Source organism: Pseudomonas sp. SLBN-26, from assembly GCF_006715895.1.
Taxonomy (GTDB): Bacteria; Pseudomonadota; Gammaproteobacteria; order Pseudomonadales; family Pseudomonadaceae; genus Metapseudomonas; species Metapseudomonas otitidis.
In genome coordinates this window covers 1,959,135-1,980,232 of the sequence record NZ_VFOB01000001.1, presented here as the reverse complement: position 1 = coordinate 1,980,232, position 21,098 = coordinate 1,959,135, and the positions used below count along the sequence as shown (strand labels likewise).

25 protein-coding genes are annotated in these 21,098 nt (G+C 66.0%); 16 read left to right on the top strand and 9 right to left on the bottom strand.

What is annotated here, in order from left to right; all coding sequences use genetic code 11:
* From FBY21_RS29400 to FBY21_RS09050, 11 genes are all read left to right on the top strand, one after another.
* Positions 1 to 1,758: a hypothetical protein gene (locus FBY21_RS29400; RefSeq protein WP_160158587.1), complete on the top strand. Its 1,758-nt coding sequence runs from the start codon at positions 1 to 3 to the stop codon at positions 1,756 to 1,758.
* 1 nt (position 1,759) lies between these two features.
* A complete protein-coding gene (locus tag FBY21_RS09095; RefSeq protein WP_142010473.1) occupies positions 1,760 to 2,137 on the top strand; it encodes a hypothetical protein in 378 nt (125 codons plus the stop codon).
* Positions 2,138 to 2,271: 134 nt separating this feature from the next.
* The gene (locus FBY21_RS09090; RefSeq protein ID WP_142010471.1) at positions 2,272 to 3,843 is read left to right on the top strand and encodes a hypothetical protein; all 1,572 of its coding nucleotides are present in this window, start codon (positions 2,272 to 2,274) and stop codon (positions 3,841 to 3,843) included.
* 11 nt (positions 3,844 to 3,854) lie between these two features.
* The gene (locus FBY21_RS09085) at positions 3,855 to 5,375 is read left to right on the top strand and encodes a hypothetical protein (RefSeq protein ID WP_142010469.1); all 1,521 of its coding nucleotides are present in this window, start codon (positions 3,855 to 3,857) and stop codon (positions 5,373 to 5,375) included.
* A gap of 39 nt (positions 5,376 to 5,414) precedes the next feature.
* Positions 5,415 to 6,005, top strand: coding sequence for a hypothetical protein (locus FBY21_RS09080; RefSeq protein ID WP_142010465.1), 591 nt, complete (start codon positions 5,415 to 5,417; stop codon positions 6,003 to 6,005).
* A complete protein-coding gene (locus FBY21_RS09075; protein WP_142010463.1) occupies positions 5,995 to 6,882 on the top strand; it encodes a hypothetical protein in 888 nt (295 codons plus the stop codon). Before FBY21_RS09080 ends, FBY21_RS09075 begins: the two co-directional genes overlap by 11 nt.
* Positions 6,883 to 6,893: 11 nt before the next feature.
* Positions 6,894 to 7,538 (top strand): glycoside hydrolase family 19 protein, encoded by a 645-nt coding sequence (locus FBY21_RS09070; RefSeq protein ID WP_142010461.1) that lies wholly within the window; start codon positions 6,894 to 6,896, stop codon positions 7,536 to 7,538.
* Entirely contained in the window at positions 7,535 to 7,900 is a 366-nt protein-coding gene (locus FBY21_RS09065) for a hypothetical protein (protein ID WP_142010458.1), read from the top strand. The genes FBY21_RS09070 and FBY21_RS09065 overlap by 4 nt, the downstream gene beginning before the upstream one ends.
* The gene (locus FBY21_RS29905; protein ID WP_142010456.1) at positions 7,897 to 8,163 is read left to right on the top strand and encodes a hypothetical protein; all 267 of its coding nucleotides are present in this window, start codon (positions 7,897 to 7,899) and stop codon (positions 8,161 to 8,163) included. The genes FBY21_RS09065 and FBY21_RS29905 overlap by 4 nt, the downstream gene beginning before the upstream one ends.
* A 74-nt stretch (positions 8,164 to 8,237) precedes the next feature.
* On the top strand, positions 8,238 to 8,678 hold the full coding sequence (locus tag FBY21_RS09055; RefSeq protein ID WP_142010453.1) for a PAS domain-containing protein: 441 nt from the start codon (positions 8,238 to 8,240) through the stop codon (positions 8,676 to 8,678).
* A gap of 422 nt (positions 8,679 to 9,100) precedes the next feature.
* On the top strand, positions 9,101 to 9,313 hold the full coding sequence (locus tag FBY21_RS09050; protein ID WP_142010451.1) for a cold shock domain-containing protein: 213 nt from the start codon (positions 9,101 to 9,103) through the stop codon (positions 9,311 to 9,313).
* A 481-nt stretch (positions 9,314 to 9,794) separates the two neighbouring features.
* On the opposite strand, the gene FBY21_RS29395 is transcribed toward FBY21_RS09050, so the two are convergent.
* The 4 genes from FBY21_RS29395 to FBY21_RS09035 all read right to left on the bottom strand — a co-directional run bounded on the left by FBY21_RS29395 (position 9,795) and on the right by FBY21_RS09035 (position 11,737).
* Entirely contained in the window at positions 9,795 to 9,962 is a 168-nt protein-coding gene (locus FBY21_RS29395) for a hypothetical protein (protein ID WP_160158586.1), read from the bottom strand.
* A gap of 86 nt (positions 9,963 to 10,048) precedes the next feature.
* On the bottom strand, positions 10,049 to 10,282 hold the full coding sequence (locus FBY21_RS09045) for a hypothetical protein (RefSeq protein ID WP_142010449.1): 234 nt from the start codon (positions 10,280 to 10,282) through the stop codon (positions 10,049 to 10,051).
* A 141-nt stretch (positions 10,283 to 10,423) separates the two neighbouring features.
* Positions 10,424 to 10,618 (bottom strand): SOS response-associated peptidase family protein, encoded by a 195-nt coding sequence (locus FBY21_RS30230; RefSeq protein WP_142010446.1) that lies wholly within the window; start codon positions 10,616 to 10,618, stop codon positions 10,424 to 10,426.
* Positions 10,619 to 11,392: 774 nt separating this feature from the next.
* Complete coding sequence (locus FBY21_RS09035) at positions 11,393 to 11,737, bottom strand: hypothetical protein (protein ID WP_142010444.1); 345 nt, start codon at positions 11,735 to 11,737, stop codon at positions 11,393 to 11,395.
* 229 nt (positions 11,738 to 11,966) lie between these two features.
* Here FBY21_RS09035 and FBY21_RS29390 point away from each other — a divergent pair, with 229 nt between their 5' ends.
* Both FBY21_RS29390 and FBY21_RS09030 read left to right on the top strand, forming a co-directional pair.
* Positions 11,967 to 12,386 (top strand): hypothetical protein, encoded by a 420-nt coding sequence (locus FBY21_RS29390; protein WP_160158585.1) that lies wholly within the window; start codon positions 11,967 to 11,969, stop codon positions 12,384 to 12,386.
* 62 nt (positions 12,387 to 12,448) lie between these two features.
* Positions 12,449 to 12,769 carry a hypothetical protein gene (locus tag FBY21_RS09030; protein ID WP_142010442.1) on the top strand — a complete coding sequence of 107 codons (321 nt, stop codon included), beginning with the start codon at positions 12,449 to 12,451 and terminating at the stop codon, positions 12,767 to 12,769.
* A gap of 84 nt (positions 12,770 to 12,853) precedes the next feature.
* Here FBY21_RS09030 and FBY21_RS09025 read toward each other — a convergent pair whose 3' ends face one another.
* Positions 12,854 to 13,231 carry a hypothetical protein gene (locus FBY21_RS09025; protein WP_142010440.1) on the bottom strand — a complete coding sequence of 126 codons (378 nt, stop codon included), beginning with the start codon at positions 13,229 to 13,231 and terminating at the stop codon, positions 12,854 to 12,856.
* Positions 13,232 to 13,368: 137 nt separating this feature from the next.
* Positions 13,369 to 13,722: a DUF3592 domain-containing protein gene (locus FBY21_RS09020; RefSeq protein WP_044404204.1), complete on the bottom strand. Its 354-nt coding sequence runs from the start codon at positions 13,720 to 13,722 to the stop codon at positions 13,369 to 13,371.
* A 443-nt stretch (positions 13,723 to 14,165) separates the two neighbouring features.
* Between FBY21_RS09020 and FBY21_RS09015 the strand changes: the two genes are divergently transcribed.
* Genes FBY21_RS09015 through FBY21_RS09005 form a run of 3 tightly spaced genes read left to right on the top strand, consistent with a single transcriptional unit; the run spans position 14,166 to position 15,888 of the window.
* Entirely contained in the window at positions 14,166 to 14,849 is a 684-nt protein-coding gene (locus tag FBY21_RS09015) for a CsgG/HfaB family protein (RefSeq protein WP_044404206.1), read from the top strand.
* A gap of 26 nt (positions 14,850 to 14,875) precedes the next feature.
* Complete coding sequence (locus FBY21_RS09010) at positions 14,876 to 15,223, top strand: DUF4810 domain-containing protein (RefSeq protein ID WP_044404236.1); 348 nt, start codon at positions 14,876 to 14,878, stop codon at positions 15,221 to 15,223.
* The gene (locus FBY21_RS09005; protein WP_044404210.1) at positions 15,220 to 15,888 is read left to right on the top strand and encodes a DUF799 domain-containing protein; all 669 of its coding nucleotides are present in this window, start codon (positions 15,220 to 15,222) and stop codon (positions 15,886 to 15,888) included. The genes FBY21_RS09010 and FBY21_RS09005 overlap by 4 nt, the downstream gene beginning before the upstream one ends.
* A gap of 50 nt (positions 15,889 to 15,938) precedes the next feature.
* On the opposite strand, the gene FBY21_RS09000 is transcribed toward FBY21_RS09005, so the two are convergent.
* Genes FBY21_RS09000 through imuA form a run of 3 tightly spaced genes read right to left on the bottom strand, consistent with a single transcriptional unit; the run spans position 15,939 to position 21,057 of the window.
* Positions 15,939 to 19,019, bottom strand: coding sequence for an error-prone DNA polymerase (locus FBY21_RS09000; protein ID WP_142010437.1), 3,081 nt, complete (start codon positions 19,017 to 19,019; stop codon positions 15,939 to 15,941).
* A complete protein-coding gene (locus tag FBY21_RS08995) occupies positions 19,016 to 20,428 on the bottom strand; it encodes a Y-family DNA polymerase (RefSeq protein WP_142010435.1) in 1,413 nt (470 codons plus the stop codon). Before FBY21_RS08995 ends, FBY21_RS09000 begins: the two co-directional genes overlap by 4 nt.
* A 2-nt stretch (positions 20,429 to 20,430) precedes the next feature.
* On the bottom strand, positions 20,431 to 21,057 hold the full coding sequence (gene imuA / locus FBY21_RS08990) for a translesion DNA synthesis-associated protein ImuA (RefSeq protein WP_142010432.1): 627 nt from the start codon (positions 21,055 to 21,057) through the stop codon (positions 20,431 to 20,433).
* Positions 21,058 to 21,098 lie beyond the last annotated feature (41 nt).

The window sequence follows — 21,098 nt, the reverse complement described above, 5'->3', positions numbered from 1 at the left end:
ATGCAGCTGAACGGATCGCCGATGAACAGCCGCACGCTCAACGGCGCCCCGGCCCGTGGCGCGGTGGCGGAGCCGCAGACCATCGTCCCGGTGGTGAGCATGGTCTGGTCGGCTCGGCTGCTGCTCAACGGCGTGGACGCCAGCCACCTGCTGGCCGGGCGCATCACCACCCGGCGGGAGGAGGGCGCCCGGGCCATCGCTGACTTTGACCTGCAGTTTCTCGGCGAAGCGGTCAACCCGGCCACCTACCAGGGTCAGGCCGCCGAGCTGTGGTTTCGCCACTGGGTGGGCGGGGCCTGGGTCGATCACCTGGTGTTCCGGGGCAAGATCACCGGCCCGCAGTTCAGCCTGCAGACGCGGGTGCTGTCCTGCGAGTGCGCGGACCAGCTGAACGAGCAGGTGGAGCTGCTGGACCTCGCCACCATCGACGCCATCACCGGCGGGCTGTGGTCGGCGGACGTGTTCGAGGCGGTGGAAGGGCGCTCGCGCTGGGACTACGCCAGCGAGCGCATGAGCACCCGCCCGGCCAGCCTGCAGCTCAGCCTGGAGGGCGCCCTGCAGGTGACGCCCTGGGCGACCAGCGCGCCGGCCTGGCGGGTGCCGCCGGGGGCGGTGCTGTTCGAGTCCCTGGAATGGGCGCCGGTGGAGCTGAGCGACCGCATCAACGTGGTGGAGATCGAGGCCGACTACCGGTTCAGCCGCCTGCGCGAGCGTCACCAGCCGTTCTTCTGGGAGCACCCGGACTGGGCCGGGCTCAGCATCATCGACGGCTTCTGCCTGGAATGGCGCCGCGACGGCACCGAGATGCCGGACATCGCCATGATCACCGAGGCCAGCCAGAGCGCGGGCTATCAGGCGGTGATCAACGCCGGTTGGGATCGCCTGCCTCCGTCGGGTTCCGGCGCGCTTTGTACGCCTCCCTCAAGCTGGCTCAACCCCTACCCGGACCTGCTGGTGCGCGCCACCTGGACCAGCGCCATGCGCTGGGTGCAGCCGGTGACCGAGCAGTACACGCTGCGGGTGGAGGCGCCGGCCAGCATCGCCCAGGCCGGCGAGGTGGTGGAGCGCGAGCGCCTGGCCTTCGAGACCGAGAACGACCGCGCCTCGGCGTTCGAGGATGCCGAGTTCACCGGCCCCGAGGCAGACGCCGTGCAGGACGCCCTCGGCGACTGGGTGGTGGACCTGCGCGAGAACGGCCGCCTGGCCGAGGGCGTGGTCTGCCTGCTGCACGTCGGCAGCACCCGCATCCTGGGCACGCACCGGGGCAACCGCTTCGTGTTCCAGTTGCCGGCGGCCGACGCCATCGGCTTCCGCCTGGAGCACACGCTGCGGGTCGAGGACGAGGTGCTGGGCCGCGCCATCGTCTGCCAGGCCAAGGTGTTCAGCATCGCCCACGAATGGGACCTGGACAGCGGTTCGGCCCTCACCACCGTTGAGCTGGCCGTCAGCCAAGGCGGTGGCCAGGTCAGCGACCCGCTGACGCTGCCGCCGCCTCCACCCAGCACGCCGGCCGGCGCGATGCCCACGCTGATCCGCCTGCCCAGCCAGTTCTCCGGGCACGTGGACAGCCCGCCTTACGACGAGGCCAAGCTCGGCTTCGCCGGCAACTACACCAACTACAACTCGACCCAGGAACGGTTCGAGCGTCGCTTCGACATCGAGGCGCCGGAGATCCCCGCCGACCACCGCGACGAATACCTCGCGCCCCGGGCGCAGACGTACCGGGTGGCGGTACCCACTGACCTGCTGGAGCTATGACATGTCCCTCGCAGACGAACGCGCCGCTACCCGCAGCGGCGTGGCGGCCTCGCGCGCCTCCACGTTCAAGCGCGACCTCAACAGCCTGGAGACCGCCCGCCGGCAGACCCAGGTGCTCAACACCCTGGAGCGCAAGGGCCAGCGAGTGGCCACCCGGGGCCGGGGCGTGTGGAAGGAGCCGGCCAAGGCCGGTACCGGCGGCGGCATCGCCGGCCCGCTGGTGGAGCCAGACGCCCAGCAGCGGGCCTGGTGGCCCAACGGGTACGCCAGCACCGATGGCCTGCTCGTCCTGCCCGCCATCAAGACCCTCAAGCTGCAGGATGCCAACGGCGAGCCGGTCGAGGTCCAACTGGCGGACGTGTCGGCGGTGGTCCCATGACCGCGCCCGTCTGGGGCTGCCCTTACCACGGCTTGGTAAGGGGTTGGCAACTGACCTTGCCGAACGGCCGGACCATCACGAACCGGTTTTTCGCCGATGACGCCATTGGCAGCGTACTGGTCCGAGTGCCCGGCGTGCCTGAAGTGGTCCGCACCCCTGAAGAGGTCGCCTCGGATACGGCCCTGGGCTACCAGTGGCGCAACGCAGCGGCGCTGGTCCTGGGTGCCGGGGGCGGCAGTTTGCTGAGGGTCTGGGGTTGGCTGCCGGCCCGTGGGCGGCTGCTGTATACCCAGGGCGTCGGGCGCACCTGGCTGGCCACCCTGGGGGATACCGGCAGTGATGACGGGCAGACCCTGAACACGCCCCTCAACCTGGCCCCGTTCGGCCGCTTCGGCGAGGACGACGAGCCCGCCCACGACGTCCCGGTGACCCTGGAGGGCTACACCGCCGACAAGCCCTTTAGCGGCATGACGGTGTGGGACATCAGCGAAGACGGCTCGCGCGCCGTGCTGGGCTGGTCGCAGGGCTCCGAGCGATTTCGCCTCATGCAGCCCTGGGGCCCGTTTGCCGAACTGCTCATCAAGGGCGATGGCCAGGCCCAGCCCTTCCGCGCCAGCCTGCGCCGGCTCAGTGGGTACGAGCAGGCGGCGCAGACTGAAACCGTCGACAACATGACGGTGTTCAGCGGCGTGTGCGGCTGGCGGTTCCCCATGACCACGCGCTGGGTGCCGTCCGGCGGGCCGTGCGACTCATGGGAAGTGCGCTGCGAGGGCGGCGAGCTGTTCACCGACGCCAACGGCATCCCCTCGGAGAACACCCCGGCCATCACCCTCGTCACCGGCAGCCGCAGCGCCAAGGTAGGCGGCTTCGTCCTGGGCTACTGGTACGAGAACGGCGCCCTGCAGCCGGTGACCCTCGATCTGGAATACAGCCTGGTGTGCGACCACGACATGAGCGGTACCGCCACGGCACTGACGCCCTATGTGGAGCTGCGCGAACAGGCCCTGTCCCAGGAAACGGGCAGCTGCGGGTTCACGGGGCAGGGCACCATTCAGCAGGGCACTTTCCGTATCCAGGGCCGGGAAGCCTGGAGCGTGACCGAGACCCTGGCCTACGTCCTGCGGGTCGGCGGAGTCGAGCGTGACCGGCGCACCCTGCGCCATGTGTTCGAGTTCGAGAAGCGCATGGACGCCACCCGGGAGGGCATCCCGCAGTACGGCATGGGCCCGGAGGGCTCGGTGACCTGGCGGCTGGGCTGGGCATTGAGCATCGACGGCGAGGCCATCGACCAGGCCGAGGAAAGCGGCGCCGGCTCTCAGTTCATGCCCGGCAGCGCAGGGCCGAGCCGGGACACCCTGGCCATCGACGAACAGGGCCGCTTCGGCGAGCCCGAGGCGTGGCTGGTGAGTGCCGCCCGCCGGGTGTTCACCCTGCCCATGCGCGCGCCCTCCAGAACCTACAGCTGGCAGTGCTGGGCGCACTGGTGGAGCAACCACCTGGTGTGCCTGCTGGAAGCCTTCCGGTTCATCAGCGACCAGCGGCAGCGCGACCGCTACGGCTTCACCGCCTACCCCGGCGGCGTCGACCCGGTGCGGCGGGACCGACCGTATCCCGCAGAGGGCCGCCCCCGGCCCCTGTACGGCGCACACGACCCCTTCACCGGGCACTACGTCCTGGGCGAGGAATCGCCCGTCGTCTACATCTAGGAGTTCATCCCGTGGCACGACCCCTGCTCATCAACAACTGGGCGGCCCGCCTGCAGGCGCCCCTCGGCCCGGCCGGCCTGACCCTGACTGTCGAAGCCGACAAGGCCGCCGCCCTGGGCAACCTGACGGGCGGCGATTACTACGTCCTTACCCTGACCGCCGACGATGCCGGCGACGACGACAGCGGCGAGATCGTCCGGGTCGACGCCATCGCCGGGGGCGTGCTCACCGTGCAGCGCGCCCAGGAAGGCACCGCCGCCCAGGCCTGGCCCGCCGGCACCCGTATCTCCGCCCGCTGGACCGCCGGCGTCGCCAACGCCCTGGCGGCCAGCGCCGGGGCCGGGGCCGGGGCGTCCAGCGCCTACACCGTCACCGCCCTGTGGGGCAGCCCCGCCACCACCGAAGGTGGCGAACTGGTGGGGCTGTACCCGGTCGGCGGCGACACCAATACCCCCGGCCATACCGACCGCTATGCCTACCTGCTGGAGGAAGACATCGGCAGCGGCCTCGGCCTGTTGCCCGGCTACCTGGTCGGGCGCGTGCTCACGACCGGCGCGGCGGAAGGCGCCCCGGTGCAGGTGCTGGTGGGCGGCACCTGCAGCCTGGTGGACCTCAAGGCCGACACCGGCGCGCTACCGGCCGGGACGCTGGATGACTGGGTTGGCGCCCCGGTCTGCCTGCTGGGCGGTGGGCCCGGGCCCTCGTTCGGCGTCACCGTGGGCGGCGCGTACCTCAACGGGCGCGGCCCGGCCGGGGAGGTCCCCGCCACCGCCGAGGACCTGCAGGTCGCCACCATCCTGGTAGTGGGCTACCTGACATCGGGGCAAGGGCAGGGGACCGTCACCCTCCACCCGCAGCCGATCCTGATCGACCTGGCCGGCGGTGGGGAGAGTGGCAGCGGTAGCACCATCAGCGCCGCCGACTTGCTGCGACCGGGTGGCGTGGAGCTGCAACTGATGGGCGGCCTCGCCGCCCCCTTTGCCCTGCGTGCGTTCACCGCCTCGCCGGCCCCGCCATCCGGCCGTGGCCGCTACGTGCTGGAGCGAACCGCCACCGGCTACGCCTGGCAGCTAGCAGTCGACCCGCTGGATACGGCCTGGGTGGACGCCATGAAAAACCCCAGCCGAACCGTGGTGCCGAACGTATGGGGCACCTGGGGAGCGGCCTGGCATGAGATGGAGTGCGGCTACGCGAACGGCGGCTTTGCCATCAGCGAGCGGGTGATTCAGCAGCACCACTACCTGAACGACACCACGGCGGACACCCTGGTCGTCCAGCTGCCGGCCGGCTTCAACGACACCGTCCGCACGGCCTACAGCGACAACGGCATCGACCAGCTGGGCGGCGACCCCGACCTGTTCGTCGAGGTGACCGTCACGGCCGGCAATGCCAGGACCTGGCGTTTCGAGCCCGCTGCCGGCGCCTCGCTGTACCCCACCGGCCCCATCGAACTGAGCGCCCCCGGCCATCACGCCCGCTTCCGCTGCGACCCCCGCACCGGCGTCTGGTACGCGAGCGGCCACTGGGGCTGATCGCCCCGCTTCACCACCTGCATTCGAGGAGTAGCCAGCATGACGCCGGCCCGCCTAGACCTGCCCGTCATCCCGGGCGCCACGCTGCAGCAGCCACTGCTGCTGATGCAGCCCGTTTACCAGTACCGCCCAATCACCGGCCTGGCCGGCACCGCCCCGGTGCGCCTGCAGGTGCCCGCCCACGGCCTGCCCGGGGACTGGCTGGTGTGGTGCGAGGGCGTGCCCAACTGGCCCGACCTCAACCAGGACAAGGCCCGAAGCCCCGGGCGCCTGGCCCACGTGGTGGACCCCGACACCCTGGAGTTCAACGACCTGGCCGGCCAGGGGCGCACCGCCGCCGGTGGCCTGCTGGTCTACCGCCTCCCGGTGGACCTGACCGGCTGCGAGATCCGCGCCGAGATCCGGGGCGAGGGCGCCGCCCCCATCCTGCTGACCCAGGGCAACGGCGGCGTACAGCTCCAGGGCCTCGGCCGGGTGCTGCTGATCCTCACCGCCGAGCAGACCGCCGCCATCACCTGGGCGCGCGGTGAATGGGACCTGACCATCACCCACCCCGACGGCACCGTGAACCGCTGGGTGGCCGGCCAGGTGCTGGTGAACAGCGGAGGAGGGTGCGCCCATGGCTGCTGATACCCCGGCCGTCGTCGCCCTGGCCCAGCCCGTGGCTGTGGTGGTGGAGCCGACCCGCGTCGCCGGGGTGGCCATCGCTGCCGGTGGCCAGGGCCCGCCGGGCATCCCCGGGCCGGTTGGCCCTGCAGGGCCTGCCGCGCTCACCCTTGACACCTTCCTCACGTACCCCTTCGGCGAGGGCAACGGGGTGTACTTCAACGACCTGCAGCTGGGCGAGGTGCTGTCGCTGCCGCACCTGACCCCGGCGGCCATGGGCGTGCAGAGCAGCCTCTACCATCCCCAGGCCAGCCTGACCCAGTCCGGCACCGGCGCCGGGCTGGAGTTCCTGGGGACGCCGATCTTCATGCGGCTGACCACCGGCTCCACTGCGGCCGGCCAAGCCGCGCTGACCCTGCACTCCCTGGAGCGCAACCAGGTCTGGCGCCCAGGCGCGACGGATGGGTGGGCGGCATTTACCGCCTGCGTCCTGCCGACGCTCTCCAATGCCTACAACCGGTACACCGCCCTCATGACCCTGTTCACGCAGTCCGCAGGCGGGCTGTATTGCAGCTACACGGACAACGTCAACGGCGGCCGCTGGTTGCTCTCCTACCGGGATGCCGGCCGGAACAGCGTCTTCGTCGACACCGCCATCCCGCCCGTGGCCGGGGAGGCCGCCACCCTGCAGGCACGTTGCCTGCCCGAGGGGCCGGGCGTGTACCGCCTGCAGGTCACGTTGAACGGGGTCCTGCTCATCGACACGACCGACCTCCACTACAGCGAGGTTCGTGCCTCATCCATCACCGTCGGCAACGCCATCCGCCTGTTCAAATCCAGCGGAGGGGCGCCGTCTCAGATGACAATCCTGCGTTCGGGCCTGCGGGTCCGGCGAAGCTGAAAGGAGGGCGCATGCCCATCATCACCGAGCAGCAGCTGCTGCAGATCCTCCCGAACGCCCGCCGAAACGCGGGCGTTTTCGTTTCCGCCATCAACCGAGCGGCGGCCCGGTACGACATCATCAGCCGCGTGCGTCTGGCCGCGTTCCTGGCCCAGGCCGGGCACGAGAGCGCCGAGCTGACCCGGCTGGTGGAGAACCTCAACTACGGCGCCGCAGGCCTCGCCAATACCTGGCCCGGCCGCTTCGCCGTGGACCCGACCGCTCGCCAGCGCGTGCCTAACGGGCTGGCCCTGCGCCTGGAACGCCAGCCCGAGGCCATCGCCAATGCGGTCTACGGCAATCGAATGGGCAACGGCCCGGCCGCCTCCGGTGACGGCTGGCGGTACCGTGGCCGGGGGCTGTTCCAAATCACCGGGCGAACACAGTACCAGCGGTGCGGTCGTGCACTGGACCTGCCTCTGGTAGAGCAGCCCGAGCTGCTCGAACGGCCAGAGCATGCGGCGCTGTCGGCGGTGTGGTTCTGGGCGGATGCCGGGCTGAATCTCCTGGCCGACGCCAGCCGGTTCGACGACATCACCCAGCGCATCAACGGCGGCCAGAACGGACGCGCCGAGCGGCGCCTGCTGTGGGATCGCGCCCGGGCGGTGTTGTCGTGATCGCCTCGGTACCGCTGCGCCTGGTGCTATCCGGCGTGGCGCTGCTGCTCGCCGCTGCTGGTGGAGCCTGGCTGGCAGCCCAGCACTATCGCCCGCTGCTGGACGAAGCACAGGCCAGGGCTGTGCGGTGCCAGCAGGCGCGCCAGGATCTGGAGAGCGCCGTGGGCGAGCAGAACGACCGGGTGGCCCAGTTACGCGCCGAGGCTGAGCAGCGGCTGCAGGCCGCCGTCCAGGCCCAGCAGGAGGCGCGCCAGGCCGCTGCCGGCGACTACGCCGCCGCCCAGCGGCTGCAGCAGGAGCGGATCGGCGGGGACCAGTGCGCCGCGGCCGAGGCAGTGATCAACCGGGAGCTGAGTCTATGAGGCTGGGAATCGTGGTGGTGGGAATTGGTTGCGCGCTGGCGGGGTGCGCCGGCCGGCAGGAAGCCGAGCCGCGCATTGTGCGCGTAGAGGTCCCGGTGGCGGTGCCGTGCCGGGTTGAGGAGGTGGCCGTGCCGCCCTGGGCAGCATCGACGCTGGGGGTGGGTGACTCACTGGAGGTGAAAGTCAGGGCACTACTGGCCGAAAGACGGCAGCGTATCGGATATGAGCGGGAACTGGTGGCGGCGTCGAATGCGTGTCGCTAGGTCACAGGCAGTGGAAGCGAAGCGGATCCATACTGAAAAGACCATCAGCCGTGGGGGAGGCAACTGGGGCGATCATGGGCTACGAGCCAATTTCATATGCCGACGCAGTGAATGATTCGGACGTTATGGATGCGATTAAGCAGACGTTGGCGATTCTCTATACAGACAGTACTGGGGTGATAACGGAGGTCAGTTCGACGCTTTGCTTGATGCTTGCCTACAACGCCCGGCAGCTCTGCGGTTACCACTGCAGCCAGTTACTCGTGCGGGGTGAAGAGAAAGCAACCTTCAGAAATTTGCTGGGTAATTTCCCCATCACCGAGAAAAGGCAGGGGTATGTTCAAGCAGTGCGGGGCGATTCGAGTCTGATCTGGCTGGACGTTACCTGTATCCCGTTGATCAGCCTTGAGGGCTCCCATCACAAGACCTTGTCGATTATCAAGGATGGCACCTCCTTCATGAAGCAGCACCGCCAACTGCAGAACTTCATGCGCGCCAATCTCGATAAGCTGTAGGACCACGCAAAATGCCTGCTGCTTCCTGCTTGAGAGGGAGCTGGCGGCGGCGTGTGTGCGTGTCGCTAAGTTACAGGCAGTTGAAGCGAGGCATGCCCACGATAAACCTCCGTCTGAACGATCATTGGCTTGTGTTGAAAGCTATCTTGAGCAGGCCTGTCTCTTATTTCAAGACGAATATGGAAATGGTGTTTTGATATAAGCCTTCTCTATTTGGAGAGATCTAGTTATTTTCTTTTTCGAAAATATATTTTTTAAATTTGTGGCTTTGGGCGGCTGACCCTGTATGCTGGTGTAGCTGCCTGCTCAGTTTAGCGGCACCGCCCAGGTGCTTGCGCGTTATTAGCTATCTTCTCGGTCCCCTATTCTTCGCAATCAGTCTGCTCTATGTCTTTGTGTCTACTTATAGTCGCGGAGGGTGTATGTTTTTACGTCAAGTTGGAGTGGTTCTTTGGTTTAGTGCTGATAAGGGTTTCGGTTTTATATCTTGCCAAGAGGGGCCGGATATCTTTGTTCATTACAAGCAGATCAAAGGGGAGGGGTATAAGACGTTGATAGAAGGTCAGCGCGTATCTTTTTTGATCGGTAATGGAGCGAGAGGGATTCATGCGGAAGATGTTCTAACTATCGAGTAATGAGCCGTGAGAGCGGAGCGCCATTGGATTTTTGAAGCTGTTCCGTATGCCAATATCCTTGGAGTCAACTGCGGTATGTAGGCTGGAAGGGAGGCCGTGCGCAGTTGTTAAGGCTTTGGTCAGATATTTGCCCTTGCCAATAAATAAGTGTTGGGGGTGATTGTGGATACTGTGAGTTGGTGCCAGATAAATTTGGGGTTCGGAAACGCCATATACAGAGAGATAAAAGGCCTACGTATGAGGCAGCGAGCACTGATGCCTGAGTCGAAAGAGCCTTTTCTTATTGGGATTCATCGAGTCTCTGGGGGGAGTCATATGTTTTTCCCGCCAGATTCTGCAAGGCTTGCAGCACTTTTAGGTGCCGCACCCTGCGAGCCGCCAGGCGCCGAGTATCTTATGCTGCCACCGTTGCCTTGGGGCGCAGCCGATAAATGAAAACCCAGCCTAGGCTGGGTCTCGAGACTTTAACCCCGCTATTTAATCAACGGGTTGTTCCTTTGGGTTGGGCTGCCTTGTATTGCTGTTCCTGAGGGGCGGGCTTGGCCTTTTCGGCATCTTGCCCTTTCTCATGCTGGCCAGCTTTCTCCTTGGCATCCGCTTTGTCCTGATTCACTTTCCCATTGCCTTGATCTTGCATTTGGCTTTTCATTTTGTTTCTCCGTTTGTGAGATTTCAGACTATCCCCTCTTGATTGATATAAGTAGCTAAAGCTGACGGGTGGTTGATTATTTTAATTTATGATATCAAGGGGGTGGCTATTGGCGGGTGGCCTGTTGTTCCATTGAAGCTGCCGACTATTTCGTTCTCTATGTAGGGCAGAAATTTGTTCAGTTCTTCTAGGCTCACAAATACTGCTTCGAGCTTTAGTCCTACATAAACGCAAAATAATGAGTCGTAACCATTTGCGCGGATGCGATTAGGTATGTCGTCACCCCAAATTTGACCAACACTTATTCTTGAGTCTTTCATGCTTTCTCTCCTTCTGTAGAAAGTCAGCATGACACATAAGCTGATTTGGATTTTGGATATTTTGCTTATTTTTAGCCGGCCTAGTTCTTGGGGGCTTGAATCCAGACAAAGTGGCTGAAGTAAATATTTGGGGGGGAATGCTCACGCCCAGTGTGGCAGCCACCTCCAGCGCACCGGCGCTAGCCTGGCGCTTGCCACGAGTAGCAGCACCATCTGCACCTGGGTGGTGGGCGCGACGTTGTAGCGTGGCTCTGCCTGGGCCGGCGGCTCGCTGTGGATTTTCAGCAGGTGATGAATCTCCGCCCAAGTCATTGCCTGAACAACGCGACCGCACATTGCATCCTCCTTCAAGCAACTATTGGAAGGGTAGATCAGTGGCGTGACGGTGCATGGATGCTGGCCTTGAGCTATACCGGTCAAACCATTATCTGGGAGGGCTTGGCATGGCGCTGAGGGACATTGGAATGTTTGTTTGGGGCGGCATTACTGTTGGGTTTGCCGCTTTTGCCTTGTACGTCTTGTGGCAAGCAGGAGCGCACATTGTGTTGGTGGAAGGAAAGCCGGAACTTCAACCGTTTGGACTATTGGGCTTGTACGTAGCCATGAAGGAAAACGGTAGTTTGGTAGCAGGTATTTTGGGGTTCAGTGGCTTGGCGTGGTCCCACTTCTACAAGGGGTCGAAGAGCGACTAACAGTTGCCTGCTATCTATCCGTATTACCGCCCCTCTTCGCGCTTGCACAGTTGCGGAAACTCATCGCACTTGCTGGGGGCATGGCCTGCCGTCCTGCAAACCTCCGGCTCCACGTCACAGTCAATAACCGTCCAGCCTTGGCTGCGCAACTGCGCGGGCATAACTGCAGCTTCGGCTTGGTACTTTATCTTCTCGTTGTGCGCTGCCAGTTCCCCGAGGTTGCAACCAAGGCAGGCGGGCGGGATGAGTGAATAGTGAGCCGGTGGTTTGTATAGCAGTTCGGCCAAGGCCGCTGCTTTAGCCGCTTTCTGCTCTGGAGTCATCGGAGGTATCACATACGGCTTGGGCGGCGATGATGAGCAGCCGGAGAAGAGAGCGATACCTACAACTAGAAGTGCTGTGCGCATATGGACCGTGCCTATCGGCTCATGGGGATCGATTGACCATCAGGCGACAGGTGGTTGTCTTCCATCGACTGATCATTAATGAAGCGCCCGTCAAGCGTCGTCGGGCCGAATCTCTCTCCTGCGGTCTTGAGGTCACGAATGAACAAATTGAGCGCAAGCAGGTCGAGCTCCTGGCAGGAGTAGCATGTGAATTTTGCGAAGAAGGCGGTACTGCCATCAGGCATGGGCACCTTGCGAGCCATTCCACTCATCACGCCTGAGCCGCCCTTCTCAAAAGTCGCCATGAACGTGTCGTTATGAATTTCGAGCTTCTTCCTTGTCAGGCTTTGAAGTTGCACCGCCGCTTCGCTCCACATCACGTCACATTGCGGCTTGGAGAAACATGCAGCCGGTGCATCGGTGGCTAGAGGAGGGGGGTCTTTTCTGGGGATGCAAGCAGCCGCTCAAGGTCAGGGTCAAGGCTGCTAGATATATGACGTGACGCATGAAACCTCCTTGTAATGACGCTACAGGCGCTGGCAAACACCAAACGCGCCAGGGACTCTGTTCGAAGTGTTTTGAGTTTGTCTGCTACAAATTTGCTACATGAAAGCTTTTTATGTTTTTAACTATTTGATTTTAAAGATAAAAATAGAAAAAACATTCCGATCCATCATCGGCGCCACGGAGAAGCGGCGGGACAGCGCAGGGCGCGTGGTTACTGGCGTAGAGCTTGATTCTAGAGGCATTTGGGGACGTCTGATTTCTGCCCGTTTTACCCCGTTTCCGATGGTTGTCGGGCCGCGCTCGCTACAGGTAGCAAGTCAAATTCGCCGTGTAGCAAATAGGGAAATGGGCACGATCACTCACGGAAACGGAAAGACGGCAGTGTGGGTTGCACCGCTCAGATCCGTGTCTGGCGCGAAGGGTGCGCAGTTTATCAAGAATCCTGAGTCATCGATTGAAAGCAGCTTCTTGGAGCAAGCCTCTCGTCGTGAGAGCGCGATTCGCGCTTTATCTCGTTAGGCAGCATCTGCATGGGCGGCGCTCTACTACAGTCATCGCTCCAGACCATGGAGGGGTGATCGATGCGTATTGTGCTCTTGGTGGCTGTTGCGGCGGCTCTGATTCCTGTCGCTGCGTCTGCAGAGGAACTGCTCGGCGGCGGGCTGAAGGTGGTCTCGGTCGAGCTGCTGGCGGAGTCCCAGGCGGTGATAGAACTCGACAATGGAAGCGGCGGCACGGAGGTTTTGTGGGTCGATTGCGCGTTGGGCGAGTGGGGATACAACGGAGAGGAGGCCGGGTTTCCGGTCAAGCCTGACGAAAAATCCCAGGCCATCGCTTATCGCGCCTGCAAGGATGCGTCCAACACTTCGCCGTTGGTCCAGCAGTCTGGCAGTTGGCGCTGATGCAAAGCCCGCTCAATGGCGGGCTTTTCGGTGTGTCCTGGGCTCGACGCCGGGCCCAGGGAGAGTTTACGTGCGGGGCGCTGGTCAGATAAGCACGGGCGGGGGCGCCGGCTCGGATCGGTGTTTCTTGTGGTCGTCGGAATTGGACCAGCCGCCGCCCAGTCCGAAGTCCACGGTCTGTTTCTCCAGCGAGTAACCCACGTTGGCATCGCCGTAATAGCCTTCGCCCTGGTAGCCGACGCCGATGTTCGGACGGATCGACTGACTGGAGAACACGTAATCGAGGCCTACCGAGACAACGGCTTCGTTGTCCTCGTCGTTCGAGAAGGCCTTGATCCCCAGGGCAGGGCCTTCGCCAAACACGTAGCTGATGCCGATCCCGAAGCCGACATCACTGGCCGATGCGCCGGCGCTCATCAGGATCAGTGCGGTTCCGGCCAGCACATGCATTGTCTTTCTCATCGTTCCATCTCCTTGTTGTCCAGCGGATTACCTCGTCGGCAAGCATAGTCGCAGACTGGGCAATCGATCTGTGAAGGGTGGGGATGGTGGTGAGTCGGAAGGAGCGAGCCGCTTCGCCAAGCCTCTGGAGGAGGTGCTCAGCCCCGCCAGCCTGGCGTGATGACTTCCGACTCCCAAGGCTCCTTGGGGTCGTACTTGAGTTTCATCCGGGTCCCAGGTTTGTACAGTTTTAGATAGGTCTGCAGGCTGGCAAGGCTGATGTCGGTGCTGCTGCGGTCGGTGTAGCGGGTGCCATTTACTTCATAGGCCACATCGATAAAGACGGTGTAGTAGCCGCCGCCCAGGCGCTTCGAGTCGGAGTGGCGCGAGTAGGAAATGGTCGTGACCGTCGCACTGGTTTCGGTCCAGCTTTGCAAGGTCAGGATTTCCTTCACGCCGAAGAACAGGGCTGCTGTCCAGGCACCGACTTTGATAAACGTTCCGATTTTCATGCATTCGTCCCTGAATCTTTCCGGATAACGCAACAGGCATTGCGCGCGGCGCGCGATCCTAGCACGGAGATTTCCGACCACGCGATGCCGCGCCGGCAAGTCCGTCACAGTACTGCCGCGTCACCCGCGACAACACCCCGCAAACCGTGCTATCAAGCCGTCCGTCGGCGGGTGCTGCGCGTAAAGGCCAAATGCCATTAATCTCCGCGCGCCCGGCCCAGGCCTTGCCCTGCAACCCACTGGCGGCGGGGTGAATCCAGGAGTTGTCGCAGTCGCAGGACATCGGATGTCGTCGTTTTTCACGCCTTTCTCCGTTATTGATCGCACCCTCGTTGGCGCGTCCTGCCCGATGAGCCGGTTGCGGCCGCTCCCCCTCATTATTTCGGCCTTCGCCCGGTCTGCCGGTGGCGAAGGCCTTGGCTTTTAAAACAAGGAGAGTCTCCATGAGCATCGTCTCGAAGCGTGCCCTGCTGCCGGTCCTGGCAGCCATGGCCCTGGCCGGCCTGTCCGGCTGCGCCACCGAAACCTCCACCGCCGTCGCGGTGCAGCAGGTCGAAAGCGTCAACCGTCCCTACAGCGGCCCGCGCGCACCCATCGCCGTCGGCAAGTTCGACAACCGCTCCAGCTACATGCGCGGCATCTTCTCCGACGGCGTCGACCGCCTCGGCGGCCAGGCCAAGACCATCCTCATCACCCACCTGCAGCAGACCAACCGCTTCAACGTGCTGGACCGCGACAACATGAGCGAGATCCAGCAGGAAGCCGCCATCAAGGGCCAGGCCCAGCGCCTGAAGGGGGCCGACTACGTGGTGACCGGTGATGTCACCGAGTTCGGCCGCAAGGAAGTGGGCGATCACCAGCTGTTCGGCATCCTTGGCCGTGGCAAGACCCAGATCGCCTACGCCAAGGTGGCGCTGAACATCGTCAACATCTCCACCTCCGAAGTCGTCTATTCCACCCAGGGTGCGGGCGAATACGCCCTGTCCAACCGTGAAGTGATCGGCTTCGGCGGCACTGCCAGCTACGACTCCACCCTCAACGGCAAGGTGCTCGACCTGGCCATGCGCGAAGCCGTCAACAAGCTGGTCGCGGCCGTCGACAGCGGCGCCTGGAAACCGCAGAACTGAAACAAGGACGTCATGCAATGAAACCGATGAACACCTCGCTTGCCGCACTGCTGCTGGCGAGCGCCATGTTGGCCGGCTGCAGCGGGCCCAAGACCCTCTACCAGTGGGAGGGTTACCAGACCCAGGTCAACCAGTACTTCAAGGGCGAGTCCAAGGAAGCCCAGGTGGAGGCGCTGGAAGCCGACCTGCAGAAGATCAAGGCCAAGAACGGCGCCGTGCCGCCGGGCTACCACGCCCAGCTCGGCCTGCTGTATTCCAGCATCGGCAAGGATGACCAGATGGTGCGTGAGTTCGAGACCGAGAAGGCGCTGTTCCCCGAGTCCGCCACCTACATGGACATGCTGCTGAAGAACGCCAAGGGAGGTGCGCAATGAGCCTTCGCCACCTGTCCCGACTGCTGGTCTGCTGCGTCCTCGGCGCCTTGGTCACCGGCTGCGCATCGACCCAGAAGAGCGTTGATTACTCCGCCTACAAGGAAGCCCGTCCGCGCTCGATCCTGGTGCTGCCGCCGCTGAACGAGTCGCCGGACGTCAAGGCCACCTACGGCATGATGTCCCAGGTCACCTACCCGCTGGCCGAGGCCGGTTACTACGTGCTGCCGGTGGCCCTGGTGGACGAGACCTTCCGCCAGAACGGCCTGACTTCCCCGGGCGACATCCACCAGCTGCCGCCGGCCAAGCTGCATGAGGTCTACGGGGCCGATGCGGCGCTGTACATCACCGTCACCCAGTACGGCACCCAGTACATGGTGTTCAGCAGTGCCGCCATCGTCACCGCCAGCGCCCGTCTGGTGGACCTGAAGACCGGCACCACCCTGTGGACCGGCTCGGCCAGTGCCTCCAGCGAGGAGGGCAACAACAACAACGGGGGCGGCCTGGTCGGCATGCTGGTCACCGCAGCCGTCAAGCAGATCATCAACAGCTCCGTCGAGGATGCCGCCTATCCCATCGCCGGCATCACCAGTGCCCGGCTGCTTTCCACCGGTTACAACGGTGGCCTGCTCTACGGTCCGCGTTCGCCGAAGTACGGCACCGACTGATCCGTTCGGCGCCCCTTCACGGGGCGCCATCGCTCCAGCCGGGCTTCTGCTCAGTGGAAGTCCCGGCTGCGCACATCCAGCCCGGTCAACAGCTCGGACAGGTCCCGCAGGCGTCCGGCGATCACGTGGCGCACCCCGTCCGCACACTCGAAGCGACCGTCCACCCGCATCAGCTGCGAGCCCAGCAAGGCCTGGCGCTGGCGTTCGGCCAGGTCGCGCCAGACCACCACGTTGATCATGCCGAACTCGTCCTCCAGGGTGACGAAGGTCACTCCGCTGGCGGTTTGCGGGCGCTGCCGACCGACCACCAGGCCCGCGACGCTGATGGGGCGCCCCGATTCCACCTCGGCCAGCTCCCGCGAACTGCGGCAGCGCTGGGCACGCAGGGCGCCGCGCAGCAGCGTCAGCGGGTGGGGGCCCAGGGTGGTGCCGAGGGTGGCGTAGTCGGCCATCAGGTTCTCGCCGACGCTGGGCAGCGGCAGGGCCACCGGCGCTTCGATCGGAGCGGGCAGGGCGGCGAACAGCGGCAGCTGCGGCTCCACGGCGGCGATGGCCCAGCGCGCGCGGTGACGGTGCCCGGCGAGGGCCCGCAGGGCGCCGGCATCGGCCAGCCGCTCACGGGCGCGGCCATCCAGGCGGGCGCGCAGGCAGAGGTCGGTCACGTCCTGGAAGGGGGCTTGCCGGCGTGCCTGTCCGATGGCCTCGGCGTCGTCCTGACGGAAGCCTTTCACCAGGCGCAGGCCGAGACGGATGGCCGGCTGCGGCTCGCCTTCGTCCTCCAGGCTGCAGTCCCAGTCGCTGTAGCGCACGTCCACCGGGCGCACGCGGATGCCGTGGCGGCGCGCGTCCTGCAGCACCTGGTCGGGGCTGTAGAAGCCCATCGGCCAGCTGTTCACCAGGGCGCAGGCGTAGACCGCCGGCTCGTGGCACTTGAGCCAGCAACTGGCGTAGGTGAGCAGGGCGAAGCTGGCCGCGTGGGACTCGGGAAAGCCATAGCTGCCGAAGCCCTTGATCTGCTCGAAGATGCGCGCGGTGAACTCGGGGGTGTAGCCCTTCTTCAGCATCCGCTCGGTCAGCCGGATGCGGTGCGGCTCCAGCCCGCCATGACGTTTCCAGGCAGCCATGGCCCGGCGCAACTGGTCCGCTTCCCCGGGGGTGTATTCCGCCGCCACCACCGCCAGCTCCATGACCTGCTCCTGGAACAGCGGCACCCCCAGGGTTCGCTCGAAGACCGGGATCAGCTCCTTGGAGGGGTACTCCACCTTTTCCTCGCCGTTACGCCGCCGCAGGTAAGGGTGGACCATGTCGCCCTGGATCGGGCCGGGGCGGACGATGGCCACCTGGATCACCAGGTCGTAGAAGGTCTGCGGCCGCAGGCGCGGCAACATGGCCATCTGCGCACGCGACTCGATCTGGAAGACCCCGACGGTGTCGGCCTTGCTGATCATCGCGTAGGTGGCCGCGTCTTCCCGGGGCAGGCTGGCCAGGGTCCAGCGCTGGCCCCGGTAGGCGGCCAGCAGGTCGAAGCAGCGGCGCAGGGCGCTGAGCATGCCCAGGGCCAGTACGTCCACCTTGAGCAGGCCGACGGCATCGAGGTCGTCCTTGTCCCACTGGATCACCGTGCGCTCGGCCATGCTGGCGTTCTCCACCGGCACCAGCGTCGGCAGCGGGTGCTCGGAGATGACGAAGCCTCCCGGGTGCTGGGACAGGTGACGGGGGAAGCCGATCAGCTCGCCGCACAGCACCAGGGTGCGGTGCAGCAGCGGGCTGCCCGGGTCGAAGCCCGCCTCGCGCAGGCGCGCCTCGGTGGGCAGGTGGTCGCTCCAGCGGCCGCAGCAGGTGGCCAGGGCGTTGATGGCATCGGCCGGCAGCCCGAGGGCCTTGGCCACGTCACGCACCGCACCGGCGGCGTGGTAGGTGTTGACCACGGCGGTCAGCGCGGCCCGATCACGGCCGTAGCGGCGGAACACGTACTGGATGACCTCTTCCCGGCGCTCGTGCTCGAAGTCGACATCGATGTCCGGCGGCTCCTTGCGCTCGCGGGAGAGAAAGCGCTCGAACAGCAGCCGACTGTGGGCCGGGTCCAGCTCGGTGATGCCGAGCACGAAGCACACCACCGAGTTGGCCGCCGAGCCTCGGCCCTGGCAGAGGATGGCCTGCTCCCGGGCGAAGCGGACGATGTCGTGGACGGTGAGGAAGTAGCTTTCGTAGCCCAGCTCGGTGATCAGGGCCAGCTCATGCTCGACCTGGGTACGGACCTTCTCGCTGGCACCGTCTGGCCAGCGCCAGCGCGCGCCGTCTTCCACCAGCTGGCGCAGCCAGGTGGCGGGTGTATGGCCCTCCGGCACCAGCTCGCGGGGGTAGTGGTACTTCAATTGGCCCAGGTCGAAGCGGCAGCGTTCGGCGATGCGCAGGGTCTCGGCCATCAGCTCGGGCGGGTAGAGCGCGGCCAGCTCCTCGCGGCGGCGCAGGTGCCGCTCCCCGTTGGGGAACAGCCGTGCCCCGGCCTCGGCGACAGGCAGGTGATGGCGGATGGCGGTCATGCAGTCCTGCAGGGCGCGCCGGCCCCGGGCATGCATGTGCACGTCGCCACAGGCTACCGCCGGTATCGCCAGCTGGCGGGCCAGGTGAAGGTGACGTTGCAGCCGGACGTCGTCGTCCGCCCCCCGGTGCAGCTCGACGCCCAGCCACAGCCGGCCGGGGAAGCGCGCCAGCCAGCGCTGGCCGGCCTCGGGGCAACTGGTCGGCTTGGGCAGCCAGATCGCCAGCAACCCCTCCAGGGGCACTTCGAAGTCCGCGTCCAGCAGGCGGTAGTCGCCTTTCTGCGCGCGTCGGCGGGCGCGGGTGATCAACTGGCACAGCGCCTGGTAGCCGGCGATGTCCTCCACCAGCAGCACCAGGCGCTCGCCGTCGGGCCCTTGCAGCTCGCTGCCGAGGATCAGCGCCACGTCCGTGGCCTTGGCGGCCTGCCAGGCCCGCACGGCACCGGCCAGGGTGCATTCGTCGGTGATCGCCAGGGCGCGGTAGCCCAGTTGCCGGGCGCGCTCGAAGAGTTCCGCTGCGCTGGAGGCACCGCGCTGGAAGCTGAAGTTGGACAGGCAGTGCAGCTCGGCGTAGTCCGGCGCGCTCATGCGAACCAGCCCTGCAACTGCAGCGGGCCTGTTTCACCCAGCGGACGAAAGGCCCAGCCCTGCTGGCCCCGGTGGGTCAGCACGCGGTAGTAGTCGCGGCGGATGTCGTCACCGTCCCACCAGCCGGACTCGATGCGCTCGGGCCCGCCCAGCAGGCGCACCGAGCCCTCCGGCAGGGGCTGGGGCGCGGCCAGCAGCCAGGCCGGGCGTGGCCCCGTGGCCGGCAGCGGGGTCGCCAGGGGCACGAAGCACGGGCGCCAGGCCCGTTCGGGGCGGTGGTCGGCCTGGGTCATCAGGCCCTGCACGGCGTCGTCGCCCAGGCGCGCGCGCAGGCGTTCGCGCAGTTGCTCCCAGCCGAGGCTCTGCTGGGGGCGGTCATCGAACAGGCTGTAACGGTCCGGCACGAAGGCCGGCAGGTCTTCCGCGTCCAGGCGCAGGGCGATGACCGGGCCGGGCAGTTGCAGGGCCTCCAGGCGGCCGCGGGCGAATTCCAGCAGCAGGGCCGCCTCGCGTTCGGCATTCAGCAGGCCCACCTCGACGAGGGTCGGCGCGCCCGTGCGGTGTTCCAGGTACAGGCTGAAGCGCTGCACCCCCTGGTCGCGGCTGGCCAGGTAGGCAGCCAGGTCGGCGGTCATGCGGCGCAGGGGGAAGAGCAGAGCCTGGGCGGACTCCACCTCGAAGTTCAGCTCGATGCGGGTGCTGAAGCGGTCCGCCGGGCGGTAGAAGGCCAGCGCCTGGGGCTGTCGGCCGAGCAGGGTGTCGAGGTGCTGCAGCACCCCGTCCGGGAAGCGCCGTGCCAGTTCGTTGCGCGGCAGGGCCAGCACCTGCGCCACCTGGCGCAGGCCCATGCGGGCCAGGGCGGTGGCCTGCGACGGCTCCAGGCCGATGCGGGCGAGCGGCAGCGCGCCGATGGCCGAGGGCAGGGCCGGGTCGTCCACGGCCAGGCCGTCGTGCACGTTGGCCAGGGCGCGTGCAGCCGCCGGGTTGGGCGCCAGGGTGATGCGGTGGCGAAAGCCCAGGGCTTGCAGCTCGGCCCGCAAGCGGGCCTCGAAGCGTGGCCAGGGGCCGAACAGGCCCAGGCTGCTGTGCACCTCCAGCAGCAGGCAGCGTGGGTAGTGCAGGCTGACCTGGGAGCTGAAGCCGTAGGCCCAGGCGGCGAGGAACAGGCGCCAGCGCTCGATGGACTCGGTGTCGTACTCGGCCTGCTCGAAGCCGGAGGCCAGGGCCTGGGCGGCGCTCAGGGCCATCCCTGGGCGCAGCCCCAGGGCCCGCGCCGGCTCGTTGACCGCCTGCAAGATGCGCCGCTGGGCGGGACCGGTGAGCAGCGCCAGCGGCGTCTGGCGGTCATCCCGGCCGCGCAGCACGCCGTCCAGCGCCAACTGGGGCAAGAGGATGCAGGCCCAGCGCACGGTCAGGGTCCCACCCGCGCATCCAGCGGGATCGGTCGGGCACTGGGCTGGCCGCCCCGGCACTTGATCACCCGCAGGCGCGCCGGGTTGGCTTCGATGGCCAGGCGCAGGGCGGCGGGCGAGGGGTTCTGGGCTTCCCCCAGGGAGCGGTAGGCGAAGGCCAGGGTCTGGCCGCTTTCGGCGGCCACCTGCAGGCGACGCAGGGCGCGGTCGTCGGCCCGGTCCGGCCAGGTCAGCACGGCGCCGCAGCTGCCGGAGCGCAGGCACTGCTCGGCGGCCCACAGGGCATCCCGGCCCTGGGCCTGGACCAGGATGAGCTGACCCAGGTCCACTCCGGCGGCCTGCCAGGCGGGCGGGTAGGGCAGGTGGGGCGGCCCCACCAGGACGATGCGCTCACCGGCCTGGCTGAGGCGGGCAAGGGTGGGCAGCAGCAGGCTCAGTTCGCCGACACCGGGCAGGCTCACCAGCAACTCGCTCAGGGCCGCTTCCGGCCAGCCGCCGCCAGGCAGTACGGCGTCCAGCGCGGCGTGCCCGCTGGGGTAGCGGCTGGCAGGTGCAGCGGGCGTGGCCTGGCCGCGCCAGAGGCGGCGCTCGTTGAACAGGCGGTCGAGGGCGACGACGGTGGACATGGGAGGGTGTGTCGGAAATTACTGTATATAAATACAGTAAT

Bases quoted from the DNA above. Each gene is read 5' to 3' on its own strand.
- FBY21_RS29400 (WP_160158587.1), top strand. From the start codon at position 1: ATGCAGCTGAACGGATCGCCGATGAACAGCCGCACGCTCAACGGCGCC.
- FBY21_RS09095 (WP_142010473.1), top strand. From the start codon at position 1,760: ATGTCCCTCGCAGACGAACGCGCCGCTACCCGCAGCGGCGTGGCGGCC.
- FBY21_RS09080 (WP_142010465.1), top strand. From the start codon at position 5,415: ATGACGCCGGCCCGCCTAGACCTGCCCGTCATCCCGGGCGCCACGCTG.
- FBY21_RS09075 (WP_142010463.1), top strand. From the start codon at position 5,995: ATGGCTGCTGATACCCCGGCCGTCGTCGCCCTGGCCCAGCCCGTGGCT.
- FBY21_RS09070 (WP_142010461.1), top strand. From the start codon at position 6,894: ATGCCCATCATCACCGAGCAGCAGCTGCTGCAGATCCTCCCGAACGCC.
- FBY21_RS29905 (WP_142010456.1), top strand. From the start codon at position 7,897: ATGAGGCTGGGAATCGTGGTGGTGGGAATTGGTTGCGCGCTGGCGGGG.
- FBY21_RS09055 (WP_142010453.1), top strand. From the start codon at position 8,238: ATGGGCTACGAGCCAATTTCATATGCCGACGCAGTGAATGATTCGGAC.
- FBY21_RS09050 (WP_142010451.1), top strand. From the start codon at position 9,101: ATGTTTTTACGTCAAGTTGGAGTGGTTCTTTGGTTTAGTGCTGATAAG.
- FBY21_RS29395 (WP_160158586.1), bottom strand. From the start codon at position 9,962: ATGAAAAGCCAAATGCAAGATCAAGGCAATGGGAAAGTGAATCAGGAC.
- FBY21_RS09045 (WP_142010449.1), bottom strand. From the start codon at position 10,282: ATGAAAGACTCAAGAATAAGTGTTGGTCAAATTTGGGGTGACGACATA.
- FBY21_RS30230 (WP_142010446.1), bottom strand. From the start codon at position 10,618: ATGTGCGGTCGCGTTGTTCAGGCAATGACTTGGGCGGAGATTCATCAC.
- FBY21_RS09035 (WP_142010444.1), bottom strand. From the start codon at position 11,737: ATGTGGAGCGAAGCGGCGGTGCAACTTCAAAGCCTGACAAGGAAGAAG.
- FBY21_RS29390 (WP_160158585.1), top strand. From the start codon at position 11,967: ATGAAAGCTTTTTATGTTTTTAACTATTTGATTTTAAAGATAAAAATA.
- FBY21_RS09030 (WP_142010442.1), top strand. From the start codon at position 12,449: ATGCGTATTGTGCTCTTGGTGGCTGTTGCGGCGGCTCTGATTCCTGTC.
- FBY21_RS09025 (WP_142010440.1), bottom strand. From the start codon at position 13,231: ATGAGAAAGACAATGCATGTGCTGGCCGGAACCGCACTGATCCTGATG.
- FBY21_RS09020 (WP_044404204.1), bottom strand. From the start codon at position 13,722: ATGAAAATCGGAACGTTTATCAAAGTCGGTGCCTGGACAGCAGCCCTG.
- FBY21_RS09015 (WP_044404206.1), top strand. From the start codon at position 14,166: ATGAGCATCGTCTCGAAGCGTGCCCTGCTGCCGGTCCTGGCAGCCATG.
- FBY21_RS09010 (WP_044404236.1), top strand. From the start codon at position 14,876: ATGAACACCTCGCTTGCCGCACTGCTGCTGGCGAGCGCCATGTTGGCC.
- FBY21_RS09005 (WP_044404210.1), top strand. From the start codon at position 15,220: ATGAGCCTTCGCCACCTGTCCCGACTGCTGGTCTGCTGCGTCCTCGGC.
- FBY21_RS09000 (WP_142010437.1), bottom strand. From the start codon at position 19,019: ATGAGCGCGCCGGACTACGCCGAGCTGCACTGCCTGTCCAACTTCAGC.
- imuA (WP_142010432.1), bottom strand. From the start codon at position 21,057: ATGTCCACCGTCGTCGCCCTCGACCGCCTGTTCAACGAGCGCCGCCTC.